The 22,445-nt window shown below is 62.6% G+C and carries 17 protein-coding genes and 1 pseudogene; 10 read left to right on the forward strand and 8 right to left on the reverse strand.

From position 1 onward, the window contains the following. Positions 1-217 precede the first annotated feature (217 nt). The 3 genes and pseudogenes from BZL41_RS29350 to BZL41_RS04685 form a co-directional block, all read left to right on the forward strand. A pseudogene (locus BZL41_RS29350) lies at positions 218-1,303 on the forward strand (cache domain-containing protein); the annotation flags it as partial. A gap of 126 nt (positions 1,304-1,429) precedes the next feature. Beyond that, positions 1,430-2,158, forward strand: coding sequence for a methyl-accepting chemotaxis protein (locus tag BZL41_RS29355; protein ID WP_371916481.1), 729 nt, complete (start codon positions 1,430-1,432; stop codon positions 2,156-2,158). Between the two features lie 559 nt (positions 2,159-2,717). Beyond that, positions 2,718-3,263, forward strand: coding sequence for a DUF4256 domain-containing protein (locus BZL41_RS04685; RefSeq protein WP_095598218.1), 546 nt, complete (start codon positions 2,718-2,720; stop codon positions 3,261-3,263). Between the two features lie 215 nt (positions 3,264-3,478). On the opposite strand, the gene BZL41_RS04690 is transcribed toward BZL41_RS04685, so the two are convergent. Beyond that, a complete protein-coding gene (locus tag BZL41_RS04690; protein WP_095598219.1) occupies positions 3,479-4,849 on the reverse strand; it encodes an IS1182 family transposase in 1,371 nt (456 codons plus the stop codon). Positions 4,850-4,969: 120 nt separating this feature from the next. Next, complete coding sequence (locus BZL41_RS27730; RefSeq protein WP_143518020.1) at positions 4,970-6,769, reverse strand: hypothetical protein; 1,800 nt, start codon at positions 6,767-6,769, stop codon at positions 4,970-4,972. A 486-nt stretch (positions 6,770-7,255) separates the two neighbouring features. Here BZL41_RS27730 and BZL41_RS04695 point away from each other — a divergent pair, with 486 nt between their 5' ends. Further along, positions 7,256-7,900, forward strand: coding sequence for a DUF2026 family protein (locus tag BZL41_RS04695; RefSeq protein WP_095598220.1), 645 nt, complete (start codon positions 7,256-7,258; stop codon positions 7,898-7,900). Between the two features lie 142 nt (positions 7,901-8,042). On the opposite strand, the gene BZL41_RS04700 is transcribed toward BZL41_RS04695, so the two are convergent. From BZL41_RS04700 to BZL41_RS04725, 6 genes are all read right to left on the reverse strand, one after another. Further along, entirely contained in the window at positions 8,043-8,360 is a 318-nt protein-coding gene (locus BZL41_RS04700; RefSeq protein ID WP_095598221.1) for a DUF1484 family protein, read from the reverse strand. Between the two features lie 457 nt (positions 8,361-8,817). Further along, a complete protein-coding gene (gene tssA, locus BZL41_RS04705; RefSeq protein ID WP_095598222.1) occupies positions 8,818-9,915 on the reverse strand; it encodes a type VI secretion system protein TssA in 1,098 nt (365 codons plus the stop codon). Continuing rightward, entirely contained in the window at positions 9,912-13,745 is a 3,834-nt protein-coding gene (locus BZL41_RS04710; RefSeq protein ID WP_095598223.1) for a type VI secretion protein IcmF/TssM N-terminal domain-containing protein, read from the reverse strand. Before BZL41_RS04710 ends, tssA begins: the two co-directional genes overlap by 4 nt. Next, entirely contained in the window at positions 13,742-14,509 is a 768-nt protein-coding gene (locus BZL41_RS04715) for a DotU family type IV/VI secretion system protein (protein ID WP_095598224.1), read from the reverse strand. The genes BZL41_RS04710 and BZL41_RS04715 overlap by 4 nt, the downstream gene beginning before the upstream one ends. 15 nt (positions 14,510-14,524) lie before the next feature. After that, the gene (tssK, locus tag BZL41_RS04720; protein ID WP_095598225.1) at positions 14,525-15,856 is read right to left on the reverse strand and encodes a type VI secretion system baseplate subunit TssK; all 1,332 of its coding nucleotides are present in this window, start codon (positions 15,854-15,856) and stop codon (positions 14,525-14,527) included. Positions 15,857-15,911: 55 nt separating this feature from the next. Then, positions 15,912-16,382, reverse strand: coding sequence for a type VI secretion protein (locus BZL41_RS04725; RefSeq protein ID WP_095598226.1), 471 nt, complete (start codon positions 16,380-16,382; stop codon positions 15,912-15,914). Positions 16,383-16,592: 210 nt separating this feature from the next. Here BZL41_RS04725 and tssB point away from each other — a divergent pair, with 210 nt between their 5' ends. From tssB to tssG, 6 genes are all read left to right on the forward strand, one after another. Beyond that, positions 16,593-17,135: a type VI secretion system contractile sheath small subunit gene (gene tssB, locus BZL41_RS04730; RefSeq protein ID WP_095598227.1), complete on the forward strand. Its 543-nt coding sequence runs from the start codon at positions 16,593-16,595 to the stop codon at positions 17,133-17,135. 30 nt (positions 17,136-17,165) lie between these two features. Beyond that, positions 17,166-18,644, forward strand: coding sequence for a type VI secretion system contractile sheath large subunit (tssC, locus tag BZL41_RS04735; RefSeq protein ID WP_095598228.1), 1,479 nt, complete (start codon positions 17,166-17,168; stop codon positions 18,642-18,644). Positions 18,645-18,719: 75 nt separating this feature from the next. Further along, entirely contained in the window at positions 18,720-19,217 is a 498-nt protein-coding gene (locus BZL41_RS04740; RefSeq protein ID WP_095598229.1) for an Hcp family type VI secretion system effector, read from the forward strand. A 12-nt stretch (positions 19,218-19,229) separates the two neighbouring features. Then, on the forward strand, positions 19,230-19,685 hold the full coding sequence (tssE, locus tag BZL41_RS04745; protein WP_095598230.1) for a type VI secretion system baseplate subunit TssE: 456 nt from the start codon (positions 19,230-19,232) through the stop codon (positions 19,683-19,685). Continuing rightward, the gene (gene tssF / locus BZL41_RS04750; RefSeq protein WP_095598231.1) at positions 19,669-21,462 is read left to right on the forward strand and encodes a type VI secretion system baseplate subunit TssF; all 1,794 of its coding nucleotides are present in this window, start codon (positions 19,669-19,671) and stop codon (positions 21,460-21,462) included. Before tssE ends, tssF begins: the two co-directional genes overlap by 17 nt. Then, a complete protein-coding gene (gene tssG, locus BZL41_RS04755) occupies positions 21,426-22,445 on the forward strand; it encodes a type VI secretion system baseplate subunit TssG (RefSeq protein WP_095598232.1) in 1,020 nt (339 codons plus the stop codon). The genes tssF and tssG overlap by 37 nt, the downstream gene beginning before the upstream one ends.

The following is a 22,445-nucleotide window of genomic DNA, read 5'->3' on the forward strand; positions in this document are numbered from 1 at the left end:
CCATAACGCTTCAAGTCCACCTGCCAAGGCGTCAGTGGGATCGCTCAGCACGAAAGCAGCCGGAGCAGCGGCTCGCCAATGCGATCGATACCGCTCGGCGGATCGATTGGCTGCAACCGCCCTCCTGTCTCAAGCTCAATCCCTGCAAGCCGATACGATTTGTTAGAGACACCCTCGATATCCTCCAAACGCAACACCGCCCTCCAGTGGGGAACTCATGAACATAAAACAAAAACTGACCTGGGCCTTTGCGACAATTGCCTGTATTCCCGTGATCCTGGTTTCGGCCATCGTCATATACAGCCTGCGAACGCAGGCCGAAGAGCAGTTTCTGGATGGCAGCGGGCGGGAAATCCGCCAGATCGAAAACGCCATGCGGATGTTCTTCGACGCCATCAGTGAAAACGTCGAATACCTGTCCAAACTCCCGGAAATCGTGGCGGCCCCTGCCCTGAAGAACTACACGTCCGCCGATGCGGCGGCTACACCGCTTCCCGAAAGTAACCAGGCGATGCTGGCCCTCTTCACCCGGTATGCCAGCACGCACCCCACGACGGCCTACCTTTCCTATGGACGGGTGGATGGCGGCTACGCCATCTGGCCGGATGACCCAAAGCTGCACAGCTACGACCCCCGCGTTCGCCCCTGGTACAAGACGGCCATTGCCGCGCCCGGCCAGACGGTTCGCAGCAGCGCTTATTACTGGCCGGCGGACGATGCCGTGCTGATCGGCACTGTCCGTACCGTGAACGATGCCCAAGGTAACCTGGCCGGAGTCGTAGGCGTCGACGTCTCGCTCAAACAACTGACCGACCTGATCAAGCAGATCAAACTGGGCGAGAGCGGCTACATCATGCTGGTGGAAAATGGCGGCAACGTGCTCGTAGACCCCAGCAACACGGAGCACAACTTCAAGTCCATCGCAGACCTCGGCCCCGGCTACGACCGACTGGCAAACGCGGAAGGACGGGTGAACGTCGAACTGGACGGCAAGCGCTACATGGCCAACGTCTGGCCGTCGGCAGCCCTGGGATGGCGCTTCATCGGGCTCATCGAACGCGACGAAGTCATGGCCAAGACGAACAGCCTGACCTGGCAGATCGGCCTCGTCACCCTGCTTCTCGCGGTCTGTTTCGCCACAGTCGGTACGGTCTTCGCCCGCATCATCGTCGGGCCGATCCGCAGTGTGGCCAACGGGCTGGAAAACGTCGCACAGGGCGAAGGCGACCTGACCCACAGCCTGGAGGTGCGCGGCAACGACGAAACCTCCCTGCTCGCCAAATGGTTCAACCAGTTCCAGGGCGCCATCCGCCAACTGGTGCAACGCATCGTCGAGGCATCGGCCGCACTACGGCAGACCTCGGATGCCACCGCCCGCGTCGCCGAAGACATGAGCGGCACGGCGGAGCGCCAGCGGGAAGCCGTCGAGATGGTCTCGACCGCCTTCAACGAGATGGTCGCCACCGCCAACGAAGTGGCCCGCTCCTGCAGCGAAGCCGCCGAATCGGCGGACTCGGGCCAACGCCAGGCGCACACCGGCCAAGCCCAGATCGAAGAAGCCACGGGCAGCGTCTCCCGGCTCAGCGAAAACCTCCTGCAGTCCACCCAGGCCATGCAGGTACTGGAACAGGACAGCCAGAACATCAACGCCATCCTTGATACCATTCGTTCGATTGCCGAGCAGACGAACCTGTTGGCGCTGAACGCCGCGATCGAGGCGGCCCGCGCTGGCGAACAGGGCCGCGGGTTCGCGGTGGTGGCCGATGAAGTACGGGCCCTGGCCAAACGTACTGCCGACTCGACGGGCGAGATCGATAGCCTGCTGGGTGGGCTCGCGAGACGCACCCAAGAAGTCACCCGGCAGATGCAAAGCAGTCTGGAAATGTCACAGGCATGCGTGGAGCGGATTCGCATGGCGAGCGAGAGCTTCGAGCAGATTCGCCTGTCGGTCGACCACATCCGCGACCAGAACACGCAGATCGCCGCCGCGGCGGAGGAGCAGCACCAGGTCGCCGAGGATATCAACCGGCATATCGCGCAAATCCAGGACAACGCGCTGCTGGTCGAACAGCTCGCCCAGTCGGCGCACCGCGACTCGCAACATCTCTCCAGCCTTTCCAGCGAACTGCACGGCCTGGTCGGACGATTCCGAACCTGACCCAGAAGCGCTCAGCGTGCACCGCCGCAGGTCATGAGCCCGCGGCGTTGTCCGTTCAGGCATACGCTCCGCGATTGGGAAAATTGGCGCTGAGGCTCTCACTAAGACGACCACTCGCCTCCGAGGTAGTTGAGCCGTCCTAGCCCTGCCTCGACGAAAGGCGTACCAAGCTTTCGCTGCCCCCTTCACCGACAAACCTCTCCCCTGCCCCGCAGCCGCCTCTGGTACGGAAAACTGCTACCCTTTCGACCCGGGAAGGCTGAGGACATTCCGATGACACAAGGAACGACTCCATCGCAGCGCCTGGGCGAACTGGTCCGGTTGCGGCGCGCGCGGGATCGCATCGACCGCGACTACGCCTCTAGCCTCTCGACGTCGAAGCGCTGGCCCGCGGCGCGCACATGTCCGCCGGGCACTTCAGTCGCCAGTTCCACCGGGCCTATCGCGACTGCGCAGTGTGCGACCCGGCCGGCAACCTCATACGGATTCAGCAAGTGCGTTGACGCCCAGACGTGCCCCGGCGAGCCGGGGCCATCTCACGCCACAACAGGCTCAGGACATGAAAGAACAAGCACGGAACGAACTGCTCGAAACACTGAAAAACCGCTTCGAACAGAACAAACAACGCCACGAAGGCATCGCCTGGGCTGACGTCCAGGCCAGGCTCGAAAGCAACCCCGACGCACTGAAATCGCTCCAGGCCATGGAGGCCACCGGCGGCGAACCGGACGTAATCGGCCACGACACGGAAACCGGACGCTTCACCTTCTGCGACTGCGCTCCGGAAAGCCCGACAGGCCGCCGAAGCCTCTGCTACGACAACGCCGCCCTGGAAGCGCGAAAGGAACACAAACCACAAAACAGCGCCGTCGGCATGGCCAACGAAATGGGTATCGAACTGCTGACCGAAGACCAATACCGCGCGCTGCAAACCCTGGGCGAATTCGACCAGAAGACCTCCACCTGGCTCGACACCCCGCCCGACGTCCGCTCCCTTGGCGGCGCCCTGTTCGGCGACCGGCGTTATGGGCGGGTGTTCGTGTACCACAACGGGGTGCAGTCGTATTACGCGGCGAGAGGGTTTCGGGGAGTGGTTGGGGTGTGAGTGTTAATACGGCATGAGCGTTTCTGCTGAGCGTAACTGCTGGCAGAAATCGGCCGATTCTGTTGAAAAAGTAGGTTCAGCGGCAGCCGGCCGGTCGGATGTGCCTGTTGTCGAAGTGGCTGGAAGCCACTTCAAGTTGCCTTTCGGCATTTCACTGAGCTTCCTTGCCCAGGTCTGAGGGTTAATTCGAGGGTTTCTGCTCGCCGCAGGCGCACCTATCCCGTGATCGGTGGCCCGTGAGGCAGCAGCTTGGCCATACGCCTCAGGTTTTGCACAGTCGCGGCCAAGGTGAATTCGTCAGTCGCACCCGTCAGCCCACGCAGTCGTAAACGGTCGAGTTTCATGATCCGTTTGAGGTGGGCGAACAGCATCTCCACCTTCTTCCGTTCGCAACGAGAGACGAGGTATTCCGGTGTCTTGGCGATGCGTCGCGCCACGTCACGGGCCGCTTCATGGATGCTCCGAGCGATCTTGCGGAATGTGGTATTGGGGCAGCACTTCGCTTTCAGCGGACAGGTGGCGCAGTCGCTTTGGCTGGAGCGGTAGATGATGGTGTTGGCCTTGGTCACCCGCGATCTTTGCTGGGTGAAGGTGCGCCATGCACTGCGCAGCGGTTTGCCGGCTGGGCAGCGGTATTCATTGGCCTCCTGATTCCAGTGGAAGTCATTACTAGAGAGGCTGTCGTCCTTGCGTTCGGTCTTGTCCCACACCGGCACATGCGGCTCGATGTTCTTCTCTTCGACCATCCAGGCCAGCATCGGCGCAGTGCCATAGGCGGTGTCGCCGATGAGGCGTTCCGGTGTGAGGTCGAACTGCGCTTCGACACGCTCAACCATCGTCCTGGTCGAATCGACCTCGGCGATACGATGCGCCGGAGTCGCTTCTACATCCATGATCACGCCGTGCTCGGTGTCGATCAGGTAGTTGGTGGAGTAGGCAAAGTAAGCCGGGCCGCCTGGCGCTGCTGTCCAACGAGACAGCGGATCGGTGAGTGAAATCTTCTTGGGGAGGGCTTCAGCCAACGCCTCTTCATCAAGGGCTTCGAGGTACTCGCGTACGGCGCGGCTGCTGAGCTTTGGATCACTCCAATCGACTTCATCTCCCGCCACCCCACGTTGCCGGCTGGCATCCGCCTTGATGATGCTGGCGTCGACGGCGAAGCCTTCGCCCTTGACCAGGCCAGCCGCCATGCAGCGTCGCAGCACCTCATTGAACAACCAGCGGAACAGATCGCTGTCACGGAAACGGCCGTGGCGATTCTTCGAGAAGGTCGAGTGATTGGGGACTTCATCCTCCAGACCCAACCGGCAGAACCAACGGTAGGCCAAGTTGAGGTGCACTTCTTCGCATAGCCGTCGTTCGGAGCGGATGCCATAGCAGTAGCCGACGACCAACATGCGCACCATCAACTCCGGGTCAATCGAGGGTCGCCCGATGGGACTATAGAAATCCGCCAGGTGGGCGCGCAGGTCACTGAGATCCAGGCACTGGTCGATGCTGCGCAGGAGGTGTTGCGGCGGGACATGCTCTTCCAAGTTGAACGAGTAGAACAACCGCTGCTGTCCTCCCGGTAACTGTCCCATCATGCTGTTCGCCCCCGCGCTCGCTGACAGGGCAATTCTGCCGAAGGCATAGGGAAGCAGCTACTTTTTCAACAGAATCGGCCAGTAGCGGACAGCAGCCTAATAAATATGCCCTAGAGTTTTTCATTCACGTTTTCGCATGCGGCTAATAAATACCGTTTCACTAGTAGTAAAGGTGTTCTTCGCTTTCAGCCAGTCGGTGACCGGATTCCCTTCTCTATCTTCATTGCTGGTTATTCTTTGTGCGACATAAACTCCGAATGGAATCCACGCAGCGAGAACCCCAAGACCACCTGTGGTTCCTGCTAGCGCGGCGGGAATTAATGCCCCGGCCAAGCCCAGAATATCCCGCTTCTTTGCTCCTTTTTGGATGTATTCAAATTGCTTAACCCTCTCGTTGATATCAGAGATGTATTGATTGGTCGCATTAGTCTCAAAATTGCAGTCTCTTAATATTTTGTTAAGTCTTGATATCTCTTCAGCTTGAAATGCATCGAGTACCTCGCGAATCGGCGCCGCATTATCCAGAACTAGTAAGTCGCTTATGATAGTGTCGAGTTTCGTAATAGGGTCTATGAAGTTTTTGTTTGGAACTCCGGTTATAAAGCTGGCGGCGGCAGTTGCCATTGCTTCGATATTCGCGCCACCAGCATCTGTAGGGCAGAAGTTAGCATTCAACGCTGCTGACCACTCAACAGAAAGCGTGCTGTACATCAGCAATGGATTAAGATTCTGGCCAGTTGCGGCAGATACCATTTCTGCAAGCAGCCTTGCTGAGCCGTGTTGCAAGCCTGCAACCGCTCCCAACGTTGAATAGTCTGCTTCTAGGGAGGACCAACTAGCACCAAAATGGTCGCGGGCGATCCTTAAGAATTTGCGCTCAAGATTTTCAGCGTCACCAATCATTAGGTCCAATAGTTTTCTTCTGGACTCATTGTCAATTGGTGGATACATCAAGGGATTTCTTCTCCTCGATTCTTGGATGGTTGCTACCGCGAGCTGCCTATGCATTACGGCATTGCTGGAACTTAGCTCTAAGTGCTCTGCCAATCCTTTTGGGTCATATTTATGTAGATCATGCGGAAGCACCAGCGTTACTCGTCGCCTTTCGATTAAAGTTCTCAAATCGCTGCTGGTGATTTTGAGATGCTTTAAGAAAGGCTCAAAGTCTCCTAATGGTGGGGCAATGTATATGTCGCTATAGGTTGTTAGGTAGTTTCGAATATTGCCTGGCGTGCCTAACGAGCAGTCTATGAAGCACGCAGTGCCAGAATCTCTACGGACATCAGTTGCAGTAGGGGCATCGGTAAAAAGTGAGATGCGGGAATCAAACCACCTCTGCTCACTTTCATCATGGATATCTAGCACTGCGGTTGGCCAAGCTGTTCGCTCGCGATATGTGGCGAATTGAGCGGCGGTGACCAAGAGAGGTGTGTCGGCAATCTTAAATTCGGTATCGATGTTAATTCCGAGGTTGGCAACGGCTATGTTTGCTTCCGTAATTTGGTCAGGGTCTAAAGGTTTGGTTGATGTGAAAATTAACTTGTCAGGGAAATCCTGAATGTTGAATTCTGGAAAGTTTTTCGGCAGTTGTCGCTTGATTTCCAGATAGAATTGAACAGCGTTCAGTGGGGCACCATGTAACTGCGACAGCTGCTCTACTGTGCGGGCGGGTAGTCGAGTTGCACCCGGCGGTGGCGTCTCTATCAAGTCTACTTGATAGGCAATTACTCTACAGTGTTCATCAAACCATTTTTTTAGAGGTGTTCCGTCTGAAGTGATAGCAGTCGCGATATCGCTACAAGCTATATAGTACCTGCCATCTTTCTCCCATAGCCCTTGGAAGTTAAAGTCGGGCTGGGTGAGTAAAAGCCTTTCATACGAAACTTGGGCGTACCCTTTTGCAAATCCGAATTTCGTCACGTGATTCTCCCTTTCTAGAATTGGCAATTATTTTTATAGGGCGATGATCGGCATTGCCAAGTGCGTTAGAATTATAGATTACCTTCTAAATATTAGCTATTATTCTGCCGCATGCAGACTGTTTTGGTCAGCACTCAAACACGTCAAAACTTCAGGAGCCCCTGTCTCTAGTGGAAAAGAGGACAGATTTATTTATCGGCCCACACGTCCGCTACTGGCCGCTAGCTGCCTTATTAGACTGGATCGTCCTAGCAATTTAGATCTAGCAGGTTCCAGGCATAAACGGCGTCGGCCACGGGGACGGTACTCGCGTAGCCTTCATTTCCTGAAGATTGGGTGGCCATCACCAGTTTTTGTAGCACCCGCCCGCCCAGAGCTGACGCACATCATGTTTCACCCGTGCGGTGACACGATTGCCTTGCATCCCACCCATGTGTTGGCTCTTACTTAGAATCTGCAAGAGACCTTCAGCCGCTAGGGACGACCATGAGCAAGAAGAAGCACGAACTCATTCCTCTCCTCGACTATCTGCGCATTCACCGCGTTATCCGCAGCGTTTTAGACTCGGCCGGAGCAACAACTGACCACGCATGCTGGTTCTTCAGCGTCGCAGGAGCAGCAATCCTTCGGTATCACTACGGAAAAGATGCGCAGCCACTTGCTGGAGCTGTTTGTCTTATGGTCAATGAAAAGGGGGCTAATGTTTTGTGTTTCGCCACAATCGATGGCCGCGAAATACATAGTTCCGGCGACGCTTTTCATGCAATGGTTGCCTGCGGCGACCATCTAATCGATTTCATGAGCCCGATTTTCAACGAGCACGCTATCTCTTCAGGACTCGAAATTATTCCCCCGCCAAAATCTTTCCAGCGTCTTATAAAGTCTATGACCGGCTCTCATAATGCGCTGAGATTCGACGGGGATTTTTTCTTTGATCCAAATATCGAGTTGACTGAATACCTGAGAAATCAGATCGCCCAAAGCCAGTTTCAGAACGACTTGATACAGGCATGCATTGCTTGGTATCGAAGGCCCCCGAAGCCTATTCCATCAGCACTTACGGTAAGCGATGAGAAGGGGGAAATTCAGACGGTGAAACTCAAGGATGTAGCTGTCGAAGGGGGGTGGTAGCAGAAAATCGGGGGAGCGCCGCCTTCGGGCAGAGGTACGGGCTCTGACGACAGTACATTAATGGCAGCTCCTGGCCGGTTACTGCCGGTTCCCACCGGCAGCTCCAGGTCGTGTGGCTACGATGCTTCTATGACCCCCTGCCCTACACCACCCTCTCCAACCCATCCATCGCCTGATTCAGCTTGTCCTGAAACGGCTCCAGCAAACAGTGCAGCAGGCAGCCGCGAAATTTGTGGTCGTCTGAGCAGAACAGGAGTTCGAGCAGTACGCTCAGGGCGCCGCCGAGGTCGTTGAGGATTTGTTGGGTGTCTTGGAGTTTCTGGATTTCGCCGATGAGGGCGGCGAGTTCGTTGAGGTGGGTGTCGAAGTGGTTGGCTTTGAGGAGTGCGCTGTCGGCGCCGCGAAGTGTATCGAGGGAGGAATGCAGGGATTCGAGGCGTGCGAGGAAAGTGCGTTGCATTGGCGTTGTCCTGATGCTCAAGCTCCGTCGCCACGGTCCCATCACAGGTGCAACCACGGCACGGCATAAAAAACCGCTCCGAAGTGCGGTTTCGTTTACCTGTACATCGAGACGCCAATCCCGAGCTGCCGATTTTGCGACAGCCCGGCAAGCCTATCCCCATCCGTCGTGCCAGGCAAGCTGGAGTTCGGTGCCTGTGATGTAGTGGGGTTCATCGCGAGCAAGCTCGCTCCTACAAAGAGCACGCCCGGACCTTGGAGCGAATTCATTCGCGATGGACCGAACAGGTGTATGCGCGGATGAATCCGCTCACAGGTTCGGAGGCATGTGCACCTGCTTTTGTAGGAGCCAGCTCTGCTGGCGAAGACCCCCTCAGCACTTCCTTTTCATGACATGCGATTCGGCCGGCGCGAACGATTCGTTCGAAGCCCCGCGAGCCGGAGCCGAAGCAGAGTGATCAGGGCAACACCCCCAATAACGCCCACACCCTGCGCGACTCCGAATCCGCGGTGATCAGTTCGCCGAGCAGTTCGCTGAGGGGTTTGTTGCCCCACTCCACGGCGCGTTTGATCAGGTAGGGCACCGGGCTGTGGGGTTCGGTCTTGGCCAGGTAGTCGGCGATGAGCATCAGTTGGCGATAGGCGTCTTCGCGGCTGGCCGGTGCGGTCGGGCTCAGCAGCACGGTGGCTGGGGCCATGGCACGGCTTTCCGGTACCGGGTCGGTTTCAGCACTGTCGCGCTGTTCGGTAACGGGCAGGATCGGTTGAGGGTGCATGGCGATGAACTCCTCCATGAGCGCGGTCAACTGGACGATGACGTCGCGCAAGGGGCTGCAGGTGGGCGAGCTGTCGCCCAAATGGGCGTCGCTCCACGCTTCGAGGCGTTGTAGCGAATGGGTGGCGGATTCCAGGTTGGCCCGGCAGCGCTGGAAGTATGGCAACGGAGCACCGCGCACCCGTTCGTCGAGTTTCTGCTGGGCGTGCCGGGCGGCTTCGGCGTCGGCCTTGGCGGCCTTGTTGTCGCCGCTGAGAACCTGCCGATGCTGGAGCTGCTGCCAGTCGCTCAGGGTGTAGGCGCCGAACTCATCGCTGGCGACCTCGAACAGACGCAAGCGCGTATGGAGTATTTCCGCATAGCGGCGGTACAGCCAGTCGAGCGGCGTGGCCCGCCACGATTGGTCGCCCTCCTCCGCCTGGGGATGCAGGTCGTCCGGGTAGCGTTCACACAGCCCGACCAGCAGCATCAGCGCCTGTTCCAGCCCTTCCAACCCGCGTCGGTGCAGCCAGGCTTCGCCCAACCAGGCAGTGACCATCAGGTCTTTGCTGCGCTTGAGCAGGAGGTCGCTGGCCAGTTGTTCCACCAGCGGCCAATCGCCGCGCTTGATTTCCGCCTGCCAGACACCGGTCGGCAGGCTGGCGTCGTCTTCGCGGCGGGCTTCGCGCAGGCGGTCGTAGTCCGCGTCGTAGCGTGGGTTGATGCCGCAGGGCGCGGTGTCCGAAATCGGTTCCAGCAGCTCGTCGAGCGACGGCTGCGGCGGATGCATGGGCAGACTCATGGCAACACCTCGGAACTGGCCAACGGGGCCGTCAGGGTGGCGTCGGCGAAGGGCGAACGCGGCGCCCGCACCGGCAGGGGTTGCACGGAGAGCGGCGCCTTGCCGCCCTGGGCCATCAACGAGACGCGCATGAACATTTGCGCGTAGGTGTCGGTGCTGTACGGGGCGTAGACCGGCAATTGCAGGGTCAGGGGGAAGTCGGTGTAGTCGACGCTCGGCTGGCGCTGTACCGAGATGTGCGACCGTACTAGCCGCAACAGCGCCCAGTGGCCGGTGTATTCCCAGCCGGCCTCCAGGTCGGCAACCGCCAGGTTCGGTTGCAGCGGGTCGTTCGCCGGGCGCTGCGAGCCATTCTTCGCCCAGCGCAGGACCAGCTTGACCGGCTCGCCGATGGTCCAGCGCAGGCGCTGGTTGTCTTCGCGCGGGTAGACGATGGCCTGGCTGCCGGATTGCAGCTCCCAGGCGATCACCTGGTCGGCGCCCCGCTCTTCGGCTCGGTCGGTACGCCAGCGAGCCTCCATATCGAAGCCGAGCATGCCTTCCTGATCGCGCACCAGCAGGGGCGCCAGCCAGTCGCGGGCTTGTTTCAGGCGGGCGAGAAAGTCCTGCGCCGCCAGCACGTCCATCGACTGGCTGAGTTGCAACCCCTCCTCCGCCGGGGCCAGATTCTCGTCGAGCAGCCGCAGCAGATAGCGCACCCGCTCGGGATCGGCGTCAGCCGCTTCGGTGCTGTAGGAAAACGGGAAGCGCCCGGCCAGGTACTGGTCGAAATAGTCCGCCAGCCGGTTCCAGGCCAGGGCGGCGCGTTGGCGCTGAAGAACCCCGCAGCGCTGCATGGCCTGTTCATGGAGGTTCTGGCCGAGCCGGGACAGGTCGTCGATGCCGGAAATCAGGTTGGCACCTCGGAGTACGGTGGCGCAGGAGCCGGCGTCCATTTCGACCAGATCGCGACTGGCCAGTTGCTCCAGGGCCGCAGGTGAGCTGGCTGGATTCTGCGCCTTGTACTTGACCATTTCTTCGCTGAGGGCGACGAGTCGGGAAACCGCCTCGTAGTCCACAAGGGACAACGACTGCCGCTGCATCTTCAGCCAGTCCAGCGCGGCCGCGTGGTCCTGGGTTGTCTTCTGCATGACGGCGAACTGTTGCGCCAGGCTCTGCTTAAGTTCCTGCGGATCACTGGCGCGGAACAGTTGCAGGCCGAGGTTTTTCGTACCGTCCCAGGCGCTCAGGTCGAAGCGTTGACGAAGGACCGGCTGCGCCTCGATTTCGTTCTGGGCGCGGCGCACATCGACCAGGGCGCGCTGGTTGAGGTTGCGCAGCAGCGCTTCCGACAGGTCCGGGCGGCGCAGTTCGGCGAACGCCTTCTGCAGTTGCAGCGCCTTGTCCGCAGGGACGTCGAAGGTCTGCTCGTAGCCGGAGCGGGCCACTGTCGGCGTGGCGGGTTCGAGGCGGCTCCACATGGCCATGGCGGCGGCGCTCTTGGCGGCGTCCAGCAAGGCGTTGCGGTAGTCCGGCGGTATCTGCGGCAGCTCCTGGTCGACATAGGCCTTGTAGCTGTCGAAATAGCGCAGCGCGGCGCCCATGCCGTCGCCATCGATGGTCAGACCGTAGCGCGCGCCCTCCTCGCGCTCCTTGCGCAGCGCGCTGGCCACGAAGTCGCGGCGGAACAGCCCGTCGATGGCCTTGTCCAGCCCCTTGATCCCATCTTCCAGGTCCACCGTGCCGTTGCCTTGCTGGACCAGCAGGTTGTCACGCATGCCGGCCTGGGCGACCCACTGATCGCGGAAGCTTTTCTGTAAGTGGGCGGCTTCCTGGTTGATCGCCTGCTCCACCTGCGGGCCGAGCAGGACGCTCTGCCGAACGCTGTCCAGCAGCGCCCGGTAGCCGGGCACCAGATCGCCCCCGGAGCCCCGGCTCCAGGTCGAGTTGGTCACGGCGATCAGGCTGTGCAGGTTGTCGATCAGGCTGTTGATCTCCTCCAGCTCTTCCAGCGAATTGCCGGAGCCGGCTTGCAGGTTACGGGTGTACAGGCGCAGGTAACCGGCCGGGCGGCTGAAGTTGTCGGCGACGAAGTAACGGGTCAGCCAGAGCTGCATGAGTTGCTCGAAATGTTCGGCGATGTCTCCGCGCTTGGCCTGGAGGTTCAGCGGTGTCATACCTGCGGGAGGCGCCTCGCCCAGCAGGCGGTTGTAGAAGGCCTCCTTAGGCAAGGTACGGGCATCGAGGTCCAGGCCCAGGGCGCTGTTGGCGAGCTGGGCGAGGTCGTCCAGCGGGTTCTTGCGATTGCCCAGGGCCTGGGCGAGCCATTTGTTCTGCTGCTCGATCTGCAGGGCGCCTTGCAGCAGGGTGTTGGCCTTGACGTAGGTCTCCCAGCTCTCGGGGTCGTCACCGTCGATGTTCGAGCGCCGCCCGGTGTTGCGAATCTGCACCAGCGCACGCAGATCGGCGACCAGCACATCGCGCAGCGGCTGGTAGAGATGGTGACGGGCAGTGCTTTTCAGCACGTCGTCCAGGCGCACGTCCAGGCCGGAGAACCAGGAGGTGGGATAGGCCAGTGAGCGGTAGTGCCAGCGTGGCGCCCGTTGCAGGAGGTTCCAGAAGGTCTGGACGTTGTGCCGGCTCATGGCCTCGCGATTGGCATCGCCTTCGATGGCCAGGTAGCCGTTCTGCGTCTGCTCCAGCAGATCGGCCAGGGCGTCGGCATCCCGCGAAGCGTCGTGCCAGACCCAGAGCATGGCGACCAGCCAGAACACTCCAAAGAGCGTCGCACTGGCGCCCGCGACACGGTGCCAGCGCTGCCGCAGCCGGAGAATCCGAGGGACAGCCTGGGCCAGCCCCTGCTCCGCGAGAATCCGATGGCGCCAGAGCGGCCGGGCGAAGCGGGCTTGCCCCGCATGAACAGGCGTATCGGCGCCAATCGGTGCCGCTGGATCGTCGTTGGCCGGCGACAGGCTTGCGGTGAAATACAGGCCGCGCAGACGCGGCGATTCGCCTAGGGCATTGCCCTGGAACACCGGGTCGAGCAGTGCCTGCAGGTTCCCGCGCATCGCCTCGAACTGCTGCGGCAAGTCATACAGGTCTTCGCTCACCTGTCCGGACAACGCGCCAATCTCGATTACCGCCTCGGACAGCGATCGGCTCACCGCATCCACCGCCATGTCGCTCCAGTGCGATTGCCAGACGGCGTCCAAAGCAAAAGGCGACGACCAGCCGAGCATCCGCTCCGCCGCATCCTTGGGCAGGGCCGCCAGCAGCTCCTGGAAGCCGGCGACTTCTTCCATGTCGGTCACCACCACATAGACCGGCAGGCTCAGCCCGAGCCGCTGCAACAGGTCGATGAATTTGCGTCGGGCCATCAGCCCCTGGGCCGAGGCCTGCTCGCCGCTGTGCAGCAGCGTGGCGGGAATGCACCAGAGCACACCATCCAGAGGCCGGCGGGCACGTAGCCGCAGCAACAGACTGAGCAGCCGCCACCAGGCCGTCGCCTGCCCCGCCAGCCCTTCGCCAGGCATGAACAATGCGTCCGGCACCACCAGCACGGAGCCGTCGCTGTCCGCCCACCAGCGACCGAACCAGCCGGCCTTGCCGGTCGGGCTCAGGTGCCAGCCGGCACACAGCTCCGCGCCCTGACGCTCGTCGCCGAGCATCAGCAGCCAGGGATTCTGGTAACGGTCATGCAGGCCCTGGTCGTGCTCCATGCTGCGTACCGCACCGTAGAAGCTGCGGGCGGCGGAGCCCGCCTGGGTACGCAGCCACCAGACCAGAACCCCCACGGCGATCAGCAGCAGGAGCACGCCAACCACCAGCACGACGATCGCCGGCAGGCTCATGCGTTGTTCTCCGCCATCAGGGGGTCGGCCAGATGCAGGACCGGCTCCAGCTCGCCGGCGATGTCGCGCCAGAACAGATGGCCGACCAGCGTCAGTACGACCACCAGCCCCAGGATACCGAGGCCCAGGCGAAAGCCGTCCGGCAATGAGCGGCGCACCGGCAGGCGCTTCGGTTCCACCGCCACCGGTCGCTCCAGCAGATCGGAAACATCAGCGAAATCCGGATCACGCTGCCAGGCGAAGGCAAACAGCGCATGCCGCCATTTCTCGTGCAGCGCCTGCCCACGCTCGCCGCGCAAACGGCCGTGGAAACCGAGGATCAGGCATTGCAGGTAGACGTTGGCGAGATCGCGGGTGGCCGGCGCGCGCTCGTCGAGGATTTTCTTGATGGCGACCGGCAATCGCTCTCCGGCATTGCGGCTGCCGTACAGGCGCGCTTCCAGCGGCTTTTCCTGCCAGCCCGCCTGCCCGGCCCAGGGGGTGAAGACCAGCGTCTCGTCGAGCAGCGCGACGAACGCATAGACCATCGCTTTAACCTGCTCGCCCGCGGAGTCGCCCACTTTGGCGAAGGCGCTGCGCCACAGGCGCCGGGTCGCCCGGGTCGCCTGCTCGGCGGTGCGTGCTACCAACTGCCCGTCGCTGTCGTCGTCCTTCTCGAACTCGTGCCAGACTTCGCGCCACTCGCGCCAGGCCTGTCTGAACGCCGCACTCAGCGAGGACTCATCGAGCCCGCCCATGCCCTGGCCAACCTTCCCTCCCGTCATACTGCATCCTTTTCTCTAGACGGTATCGTCCGCCGCCATGAACAGCACCACCTGCCAGGGCCCGATGCCCCCGCCGCTGCCCGGCTGGACGATGCGCAGTTTCTGCTGCGGATCGAACCACTCCCCCGCTGCCTGCACGACGAACAGCCGGGTGTCTTCACCGACACTGTAGGCCACCTGTTCCTGCCGGCTCATAGCCTGTTGCGGCAGACCGCTCATGCGCTGCCGCGCGAGGGTGGCGATATGCGCTTCGGAAGCGATGATCGCCCGGCCCAGCCACTCCGCGGCGACATGGTCGCTGGCTCCCGCCGGCATGCGCAGACCGATCACCAGGCGCTGGCGCGGCTGGTCGCGGTCCGGCAGTTGAAGGTGGAAGCCCTGGCCGTCCTGTTCGAACGGAATGCTGCGATAACCAGCACGGACCCGTTCCAGCGTCGCCCCGAGCCAGTTCAGGACTTCCGCGTAGCCACGCTGCAACTCCAGGAAGTCCAGCGGGGCGAACGCGGGCACGCCGGCGATCGGATCGAGGGCGCACCAGGAGCCGGCCATGCCGGCCAGCAGCGCGTGCAGGCCCGCCGGCGTGGCGACCCGGCTGTTCAGTGCCGCCTCCACTTCGGGCAGACGTGCCCAGAGCGCGGCCAGTTGGCGACGGATTTCGTCGGCATCGTCGCGGTTGCCGGCTTGCTGGGCGTTCCGCAAGCGGCCAGCGAGAAACAGGCATTTCTCCCGCGCCCGCCCGCACAACGCCGCCACCTGCTGGCCGAGCGGAGACTCGGGCAGGATGCGCGGGGTCGGCGGGACATAGGCAAGCTGCACGTAACCGCCACCCTGCTTGCCGACCTTGAGCAGCGGCAGGCAGATTGAGTCGGCCTTGTTGGCATCGGTGGTCAGGCGCGCATTCGGGCGCCAGACGACGATGGGCTCGGGATGTTCGCCGCTGGCCAGGTCGGGTACCGCATCGCCCACCACCGAGGTGAGGCGCCCGTTCAGTGGAAGCAATTGCCCGCCCCGCCACAACGGGCTGACGGACAGATAGACGGTGACCGAGGGACTACCGGACGCGGCGATTGCGTCGGCCACATCCAGCTCCAGCGCACCGTCGTTGGCGAGATTCAGGCGGACCGGCAAACCGTCGGGGAGGAGCGCATCGACGGCGGTCACCCGGACCTTGCCGGCGCAAAGCGCGGAGGGATCGATCTCGAGGTGCTCGACACCCCAGAACCAGGGGTTGCAGGCCTTGGCGAAGTGAGCTGCAAGCGCCTCGGCGCGCAGTCCTTGCAATTGGAAGTGCTGGGGCAGCAACTGCATGCCTTCGTGCCAACACACCACGTCCGGTAACGCGCTCATACGACTCCCTTCACATCGCGACGGAAACGCCGTGGAGACCTGTAACCGCCGTGTGTCAGCGCTCTTCGCCGCCCAGCAGCCGCATGTCTCTGCTCTCGAACTTCAACCAGACCATGCGCTGGTCATCCAGACGCAGTCGGTGGACCCCGGGTGTGTTATAGCCGGCAAAGACCAAAAGTCCAGCCGACGGCTCGCCGGCCAGCGGAAAGTCGTTGGATTCCATGAATTGGCCCGGCACCAGCTCCAGGCTCCAGACCGAAAGCTGCGTACGGTAATCGCGCCGGAACTGCTCGCGTTCGGCGAACCACTGCCGGGCGGGGATGCCGGACAGTTGCTTGAGCAGCTCGGCATCGCGCACCGCGATGAAGTCCACGGCGATCGGCGTGTTGTCGTTGGCACGCGGTGCCACATCCAGCCGCAGCCTGTCCAGCTCCACCTTGGGGTCGAACAGGGAGCAGCCGGACAGTGCCAGGAGCACGATCAGTACCGAGATTGCACGCGCGAAAAACGGACATCCCTGCGTCATCGGACTTCCATCGGAAAATTTTTCAGCTTGCGTTTTTATAGACCTGTTCTAGCGTCTTGGATAGTTCGTCGTACGACGAATCGGAGGGATCGCCAGCGACAGCGACGGGAGAGCCCCACCCTGTCGAGTCTGTGGTCCAGCAAGGGAGTGCGATGGCCAAGGGAAACCGATGCGTTGCGCTCTCGCTCATTGCATCGGAGACAAGCCGCCATGGCCGAAAGTACTCAGCACAAGCTCGACAGGGTCCGCCCGCCCCGCGTGCAGATCACCTATGACGTCGAGATCGGTGATGCCATCGAGAAGAAGGAGCTGCCGCTGGTGGTCGGGATCCTCGCCGACCTCTCCGGCAAGCCGGAGGTGCCGCTGCCCAAGCTTGGCGAGCGCCGCTTCGTCGAGATCGATCGCGACAACTTCAACCAAGTCCTCGCCTCGGTCGCTCCCCGCGCCGCCATCCAGGTCGACAACACCCTCAGCAACGACGGCAGCAAGCTGAACGTCGCGCTGCAGTTCGACCACATCGACGCCTTCGACCCGGTCAACATCGTCAAGCAGGTCACCCCGCTGCGCCGCCTGTTCGAGGCCCGCCAGCGCCTGCGCGACCTGCTGACCAAGCTGGACGGCAACGACGACCTCGACAAGCTGCTCCAGGAAGTCGTGGCCAATACCGAAGGGCTCCAGGAAATCAAATCGGCCCGCCCGGATGCCGAGCCCGCGGCCGCCGACGGCGAAGCACCCGCCGAACCCCAAGCCTGATCGCCAGCCCTATTCCACGGAGGAGTCGCCATGGCCACCGCCAGCGAACAAACCAGCGAGAGCACGACCCAGACGTTATCCCTGCTCGACCGCATCATCGCCGAGGGCCGCATGGCCCACGATGACAGCCAGCAGGACTATGCCCGCGACATGCTCGCGGAATTCGCCACCCAGGTTCTCGACGAAGGCATGGCCATCGACAAGGACACCGTGGCCATGATCAACGACCGCATCGGCCAGATCGACGAGCTGATCAGCGCCCAGCTCAACCAGATCCTGCATCACCCCGACATGCAGAAGCTGGAAGCCACCTGGCGCGGGCTGCACATGCTGGTGCAGAACACCGAGACCAGCACCCGCCTCAAGCTGCGCCTGCTCAACGTGACGCAGAAGGAGCTGCAAACCGATCTGGAAAAGGCCGTCGAATTCGACCAGAGCGCACTGTTCAAGAAAATCTACGAGGAAGAGTACGGCACCTTCGGCGGCCATCCCTTCAGCCTGCTGGTGGGCGACTATGCCTTCGGCCGGCACCCGCAGGACATCGGGCTGCTGGAGAAACTCTCCAACGTCGCCGCTGCCGCCCATGCCCCCTTCATTGCTGCCGCCAGCCCGCGCCTGTTCGACATGGACAGCTTCACCGAACTGGCCGTGCCACGTGACCTGGCGAAGATCTTCGAGAGCCTGGAGCTGATCAAGTGGCGCTCGTTCCGCGAGAGCGAGGATTCGCGCTACGTCTCCCTGGTGCTGCCGCGCTTCCTGCTGCGCCTGCCCTACGGACCGGACACCTGCCCGGTGGAAGGTATGAACTACGTCGAGGACGTCACCGGCACCGACCACAGCAAGTACCTCTGGGGCAATGCGGCTTGGGCGCTGGCCCAGCGCATCACCGAAGCCTTCGCCCTCTACGGGTGGTGTGCCGCGATCCGTGGCGCGGAAGGCGGTGGCGCGGTGGAGGGCCTGCCGGCGCATACCTTCCGCACCAGTTCCGGCGACCTCTCGCTGAAGTGCCCGACGGAAGTGGCGATCACCGACCGCCGCGAGAAGGAGCTGAACGATCTGGGCTTCATCTCGCTCTGCCACAAGAAGAACACCGACATGGCGGTGTTCTTCGGCGGGCAGACTGCGAACAAGCCCAAGGTCTACAACACCAACGAGGCGAATGCCAACTCGCGGATTTCGGCGATGCTGCCCTACGTGCTCGCCGCGTCGCGCTTCGCGCATTACCTGAAGGTGATCATGCGCGACAAGATCGGCAGCTTCATGACCCGCGATAACGTGCAGAGCTACCTGAACAACTGGATCGCCGACTATGTGCTGATCAACGACAACGCCCCGCAGGAGATCAAGGCGCAGTACCCGCTGCGCGAAGCGCGGGTGGACGTCACCGAGGTCGCCGGCAAGCCGGGTTGCTACCGCGCCACGGTGTTCCTGCGCCCGCACTTCCAACTGGAGGAACTGACGGCGTCGATCCGCCTGGTTGCCACCCTGCCGCCGCCGGTCGCGGCGTGACCGATTCCCCGCCGGGATGCCCGGCGGGGATGTTTTCTCTCATAGCGCGCCTATACACATCTGGAGTTTCAAGCGATGGATGCAATCATTCTCGACCTCGGCGGCGACATCAAAGGCGACTGCCTGCTGGAAGGCTACAAGGACAAGATCGAGCTGATGTCCTACAGCCACAACGTGGCCATGCAGGTTACCAACGACGTCAGCAACTCAGAACGGACTTCGGGCAAGCCGCACATCGGCGAATTCACCGTCACCAAGTTCGTCGACAGCTCCACCCCCTCCCTCAACGAATACTGCTGCGCCGGCAAACCCCTGCCGGAAGTGAAAATCCTGGTCGGGCGCAACGCCGCCGAGGGTGACGGCAAGGTGCTGCCGTTCATCATCTACACCCTCAACAACGTGGTGTTCTCCAACGTCAGCGTCAGTGGCGGCGCCGGTGGCAAGCCGGTGGAAACGCTCTCCATGAACTTCACCAAGATCAAGTGGGAGCTGACCGCGCAGAAAGACGACGGCACCAAGGAAGGCACCGCCGCCTCCACCTGGGATCTGGCCGCCAACAAGCTCGTCAAGTAAGCCAGCATCAGCATGGCCGTATACGAGGCAGGAAGTCAGCCGCCACTGTTCGAGCGGCTGGCCTCGGACGACGAAGAGCACCCCGCGCCGCCGGTCTTCGACCGGCACGCGCTGGCGGAATCCGTGCGCAACGAGTTGCGCCGTCTGCTCAATACCCGCCGCGCCACGCGGCGGCGTCTGCCACAGTTGAGCATCATCGACTACGGGATTCCCGACTGGAGCGCCCTGCATGGCGAGCGCAGCGACGACCGCCGCCTGCTGGCCCGCGAAATACGCGACGCCATCGCCCGCTTCGAGCCACGCCTGTCGCTGGACACGGTGGAGGCGACCCCCACCCCCGAACAACCCCGGAAACTGACCATCAGGCTGACCGGCAGCCTGCGCGAAGGCAATCGGCGCTGGCCGGTGGCCTTCGTGATCGACCCGGCCGACGATGGACTCGAGGTGCGGCATGAGCGATTCGATTGATCAGGAACTGCTGGACTACTACCAGCGCGAGTTGACCTGGCTGCGGCATGCCGGCGCCCGCTTCGCCGAGCGTTACCCCAAGGTGGCCCGGCGCCTGGAGCTCGCCCCCGGCGAATGTCCGGACCCGCATGTGGAGCGGCTGCTGGAGGGTTTCTCGCTACTCGCCGCGCGCCTGCAACGCCGGCTCGACGACGACTACGCCGAGTTCAGCGACGCCCTGTTGGAACAACTCTACCCGCTGGCCCTGCGGCCACTGCCGTCCGCCGCCGTCGTTCAGTTCGAACCGGACCCGACCAAGGGCAACCTCGCCGAAGGCTATGCGCTGCCAAGGGATACGCCGCTGTTCGTCACCACCCGCAACGGCGAGAGCGTTCACTTCCGCACCACCGCCGAGGTCACCCTCTGGCCGCTGGAAATCAGCGACGCCGTGCTGCTCTGTGCGGAGGAAACCCAGGCCTTGACCGGCGTGCCACAGGCACGTTCGGCATTGCGCCTGACTCTGCGCAGCCTTGGCGAAACGCCCTGTGCCGAGCTGCCCATCCGGCAGTTGCGGCTGCATTTGGCCGCCTCGCCGGTGGTCAATGCCACGCTGTATGACCTGATCGGCGCCCACTGCGTGCAGATTCTCCGCGGCCCGGCCGGCAGACCACCGAAGCGCCAGGCTGGGCAACCCTCTCCAGTCGGCTTCGCTGCCGACGAGGCCCTGCTACCTGACGAGGACGGCCTGCATCCCGGACTGCGCCTGCTGGCGGAATACTTCGCCTACCCGGACAAGTTCGCCTTCTTCGATGTACCCCTGGACATGCCGGAGGATACGGGCGAAGCGCTGGACCTCTATCTGGTTTTCGACCAGGCGCCCGCGGCGCGCCTCAATCTGCAACGCAGCGATCTCGCCCTCGGTTGCGCACCGGCGATCAACCTGTTCCCCCGCACGTCCGAGCCGCTGCGCCCGGACGGCACCCGCAGCGAATATCGATTGATCGCCGACAGCCACCGCGAGAACTCCGTGGAGATTCATAGCATCCGCACGCTGCGCGCCAGTTCGACGCGCGGCGTGCGGAAGGTGCCGGCCTACTATGGCTATCAGCACGGCATGGGCGACAGCCCGCTCTATTGGCACGCACGGCGCATCAACGGGTTGACGCCGAACCGGCTCGGCTCTGACCTGCTGTTGAGCCTGGTGGACACCGCCTTCGATCCGTTGCGCGATGCCCCCGAATACAGCCTGACCGCCGACCTGCTGTGCACCAACCGGCATCTGGCGGAAAGCCTCGGTGCGGGCACCCGGCTGGCGTTCGAGCGCCCCGGCCCGGTAGCCCGCGCCAGCCTGCGCAACATGCCCAGCCCGCAGAGCCTGCCCCGGCTGGGCGGCGAATCGCGCTGGAAGCTGGTCTCGCAACTGACGCTCAATCACCTCTCCCTGGTGGAGGGCGAACAAGCCCTGGGCGCGTTGAAGGAAATGCTCCACCTGCACAACCTGCGCGAAGAGAACAGCGCCCGCCGGCAGATCGACGGGCTGGTCCGGCTCGACTGCGAGCGGGTCGTCGCCCGTGTCGGCGCCGATGCCTGGCGCGGCTGGCGCAACGGTCTGGAAGTGCGCATCGCGGTCGATCCGCAGCATTTCGTCGGCGCCAGCGCCGTGCTGTTTTCCGGGGTGATGGCGCAGTTCTTCTCGCTCTACGCCAACGCCAACCGCTTCGTCCGCACGGTGCTGGTCCAGGCCGACAAGGAGATCAAGACGTGGGAGCCACAGGCCGGAATGCCCCTCTCGCTCTGAGCGCCCGCCTGCGCCGCGAGCCACAGGCGTTCGAACTGATGCAGGCGTTACTGCTGCTCGAACGCGAACGCCCGAATGCGATGCCGCTGGGCAGCAGTACCGTCCCGAGCGGCGAGGCCGTGCGCCTGCGTGGCCCATTGACGCCGCTGTTCGCCTCCAGCCAGGTGGAGCGGCTGGTGGACGATGGCGAGCCCGTCCCGGTGCTCACCACACCGGTATTCGGCCTCGGCGGCCCGGACGGTCCCCTGCCCTACGCCTACCAGGAATGGCTGCAACAACGCGCCCGCCGCAAGGACCACGCTCCGGCGGAATTCCTCGACCTGTTCCAGCACCGTCTGCTCAGCCTGCTCTACCGCGTGCTGCGCAAGCACCGCATTGCCCTGGGTTTCACCGCGCCGCAAGACAGCCCCGTGCAAGCCCAACTGCGTGCCCTGACCGGCCTGCTGCCGCGTCACGTGCGCCAGCGCCAGGCCGTACCCGACGAAGCCTTCCTGGCGCGCGCCGCGTTGTTCGCCGGTCAGCGCCGCTCGCTGGCCGGGTTCGCCGGCATCGTCCGCTGCCACTTCGGCATACCGGCCCAGCTCTCCGCTTACGAAGGCGCCTGGCGCAGCATTCCGCCCGTCTCGCGCAGCCGTCTGGGCCGCGCCGGGCGCAATCTGCAACTGGGTCGCAACGCCGTGGCCGGCACCCACGTCTGGGACGAACATGCCGGCATCCGCTTGACCCTTGGCCCGTTGTCGCCCCGGCAAGCATCGTCATTCCTGCCCAGCGGTGCCCATCACCGGCAACTCGCCAGCCTGACCGCGATGTATTTCGGACCCGATCTCGATGTGTCGCTCACCCTGTTGATCGACGGTGCCACGCCCTTGGTCCTCGACCGCAACGCGCCGCCACGGCTGGGCTGGAACGGTGGCCTGCAACGGCAGGCCACCCCCGTGCAGCAACGCATCGATATCCGCCTGCGTCAGCCGGAGGTGGCCTGA

Origin of the sequence: Pseudomonas sp. PIC25 (assembly GCF_002286785.1) — a bacterium.
GTDB lineage: Bacteria > Pseudomonadota > Gammaproteobacteria > Pseudomonadales > Pseudomonadaceae > Pseudomonas_M.

Excerpts from the sequence above, each read along its gene's own strand:
- BZL41_RS29355 (WP_371916481.1), top strand. The coding sequence starts at position 1,430 with ATGGTCTCGACCGCCTTCAACGAGATGGTCGCCACCGCCAACGAAGTG.
- BZL41_RS04685 (WP_095598218.1), top strand. The coding sequence starts at position 2,718 with ATGAAAGAACAAGCACGGAACGAACTGCTCGAAACACTGAAAAACCGC.
- BZL41_RS04690 (WP_095598219.1), bottom strand. The coding sequence starts at position 4,849 with ATGATGGGACAGTTACCGGGAGGACAGCAGCGGTTGTTCTACTCGTTC.
- BZL41_RS04695 (WP_095598220.1), top strand. The coding sequence starts at position 7,256 with ATGAGCAAGAAGAAGCACGAACTCATTCCTCTCCTCGACTATCTGCGC.
- BZL41_RS04700 (WP_095598221.1), bottom strand. The coding sequence starts at position 8,360 with ATGCAACGCACTTTCCTCGCACGCCTCGAATCCCTGCATTCCTCCCTC.
- tssA (WP_095598222.1), bottom strand. The coding sequence starts at position 9,915 with ATGAGTCTGCCCATGCATCCGCCGCAGCCGTCGCTCGACGAGCTGCTG.
- BZL41_RS04710 (WP_095598223.1), bottom strand. The coding sequence starts at position 13,745 with ATGAGCCTGCCGGCGATCGTCGTGCTGGTGGTTGGCGTGCTCCTGCTG.
- BZL41_RS04715 (WP_095598224.1), bottom strand. The coding sequence starts at position 14,509 with ATGACGGGAGGGAAGGTTGGCCAGGGCATGGGCGGGCTCGATGAGTCC.
- tssK (WP_095598225.1), bottom strand. The coding sequence starts at position 15,856 with ATGAGCGCGTTACCGGACGTGGTGTGTTGGCACGAAGGCATGCAGTTG.
- BZL41_RS04725 (WP_095598226.1), bottom strand. The coding sequence starts at position 16,382 with ATGACGCAGGGATGTCCGTTTTTCGCGCGTGCAATCTCGGTACTGATC.
- tssB (WP_095598227.1), top strand. The coding sequence starts at position 16,593 with ATGGCCGAAAGTACTCAGCACAAGCTCGACAGGGTCCGCCCGCCCCGC.
- tssC (WP_095598228.1), top strand. The coding sequence starts at position 17,166 with ATGGCCACCGCCAGCGAACAAACCAGCGAGAGCACGACCCAGACGTTA.
- BZL41_RS04740 (WP_095598229.1), top strand. The coding sequence starts at position 18,720 with ATGGATGCAATCATTCTCGACCTCGGCGGCGACATCAAAGGCGACTGC.
- tssE (WP_095598230.1), top strand. The coding sequence starts at position 19,230 with ATGGCCGTATACGAGGCAGGAAGTCAGCCGCCACTGTTCGAGCGGCTG.
- tssF (WP_095598231.1), top strand. The coding sequence starts at position 19,669 with ATGAGCGATTCGATTGATCAGGAACTGCTGGACTACTACCAGCGCGAG.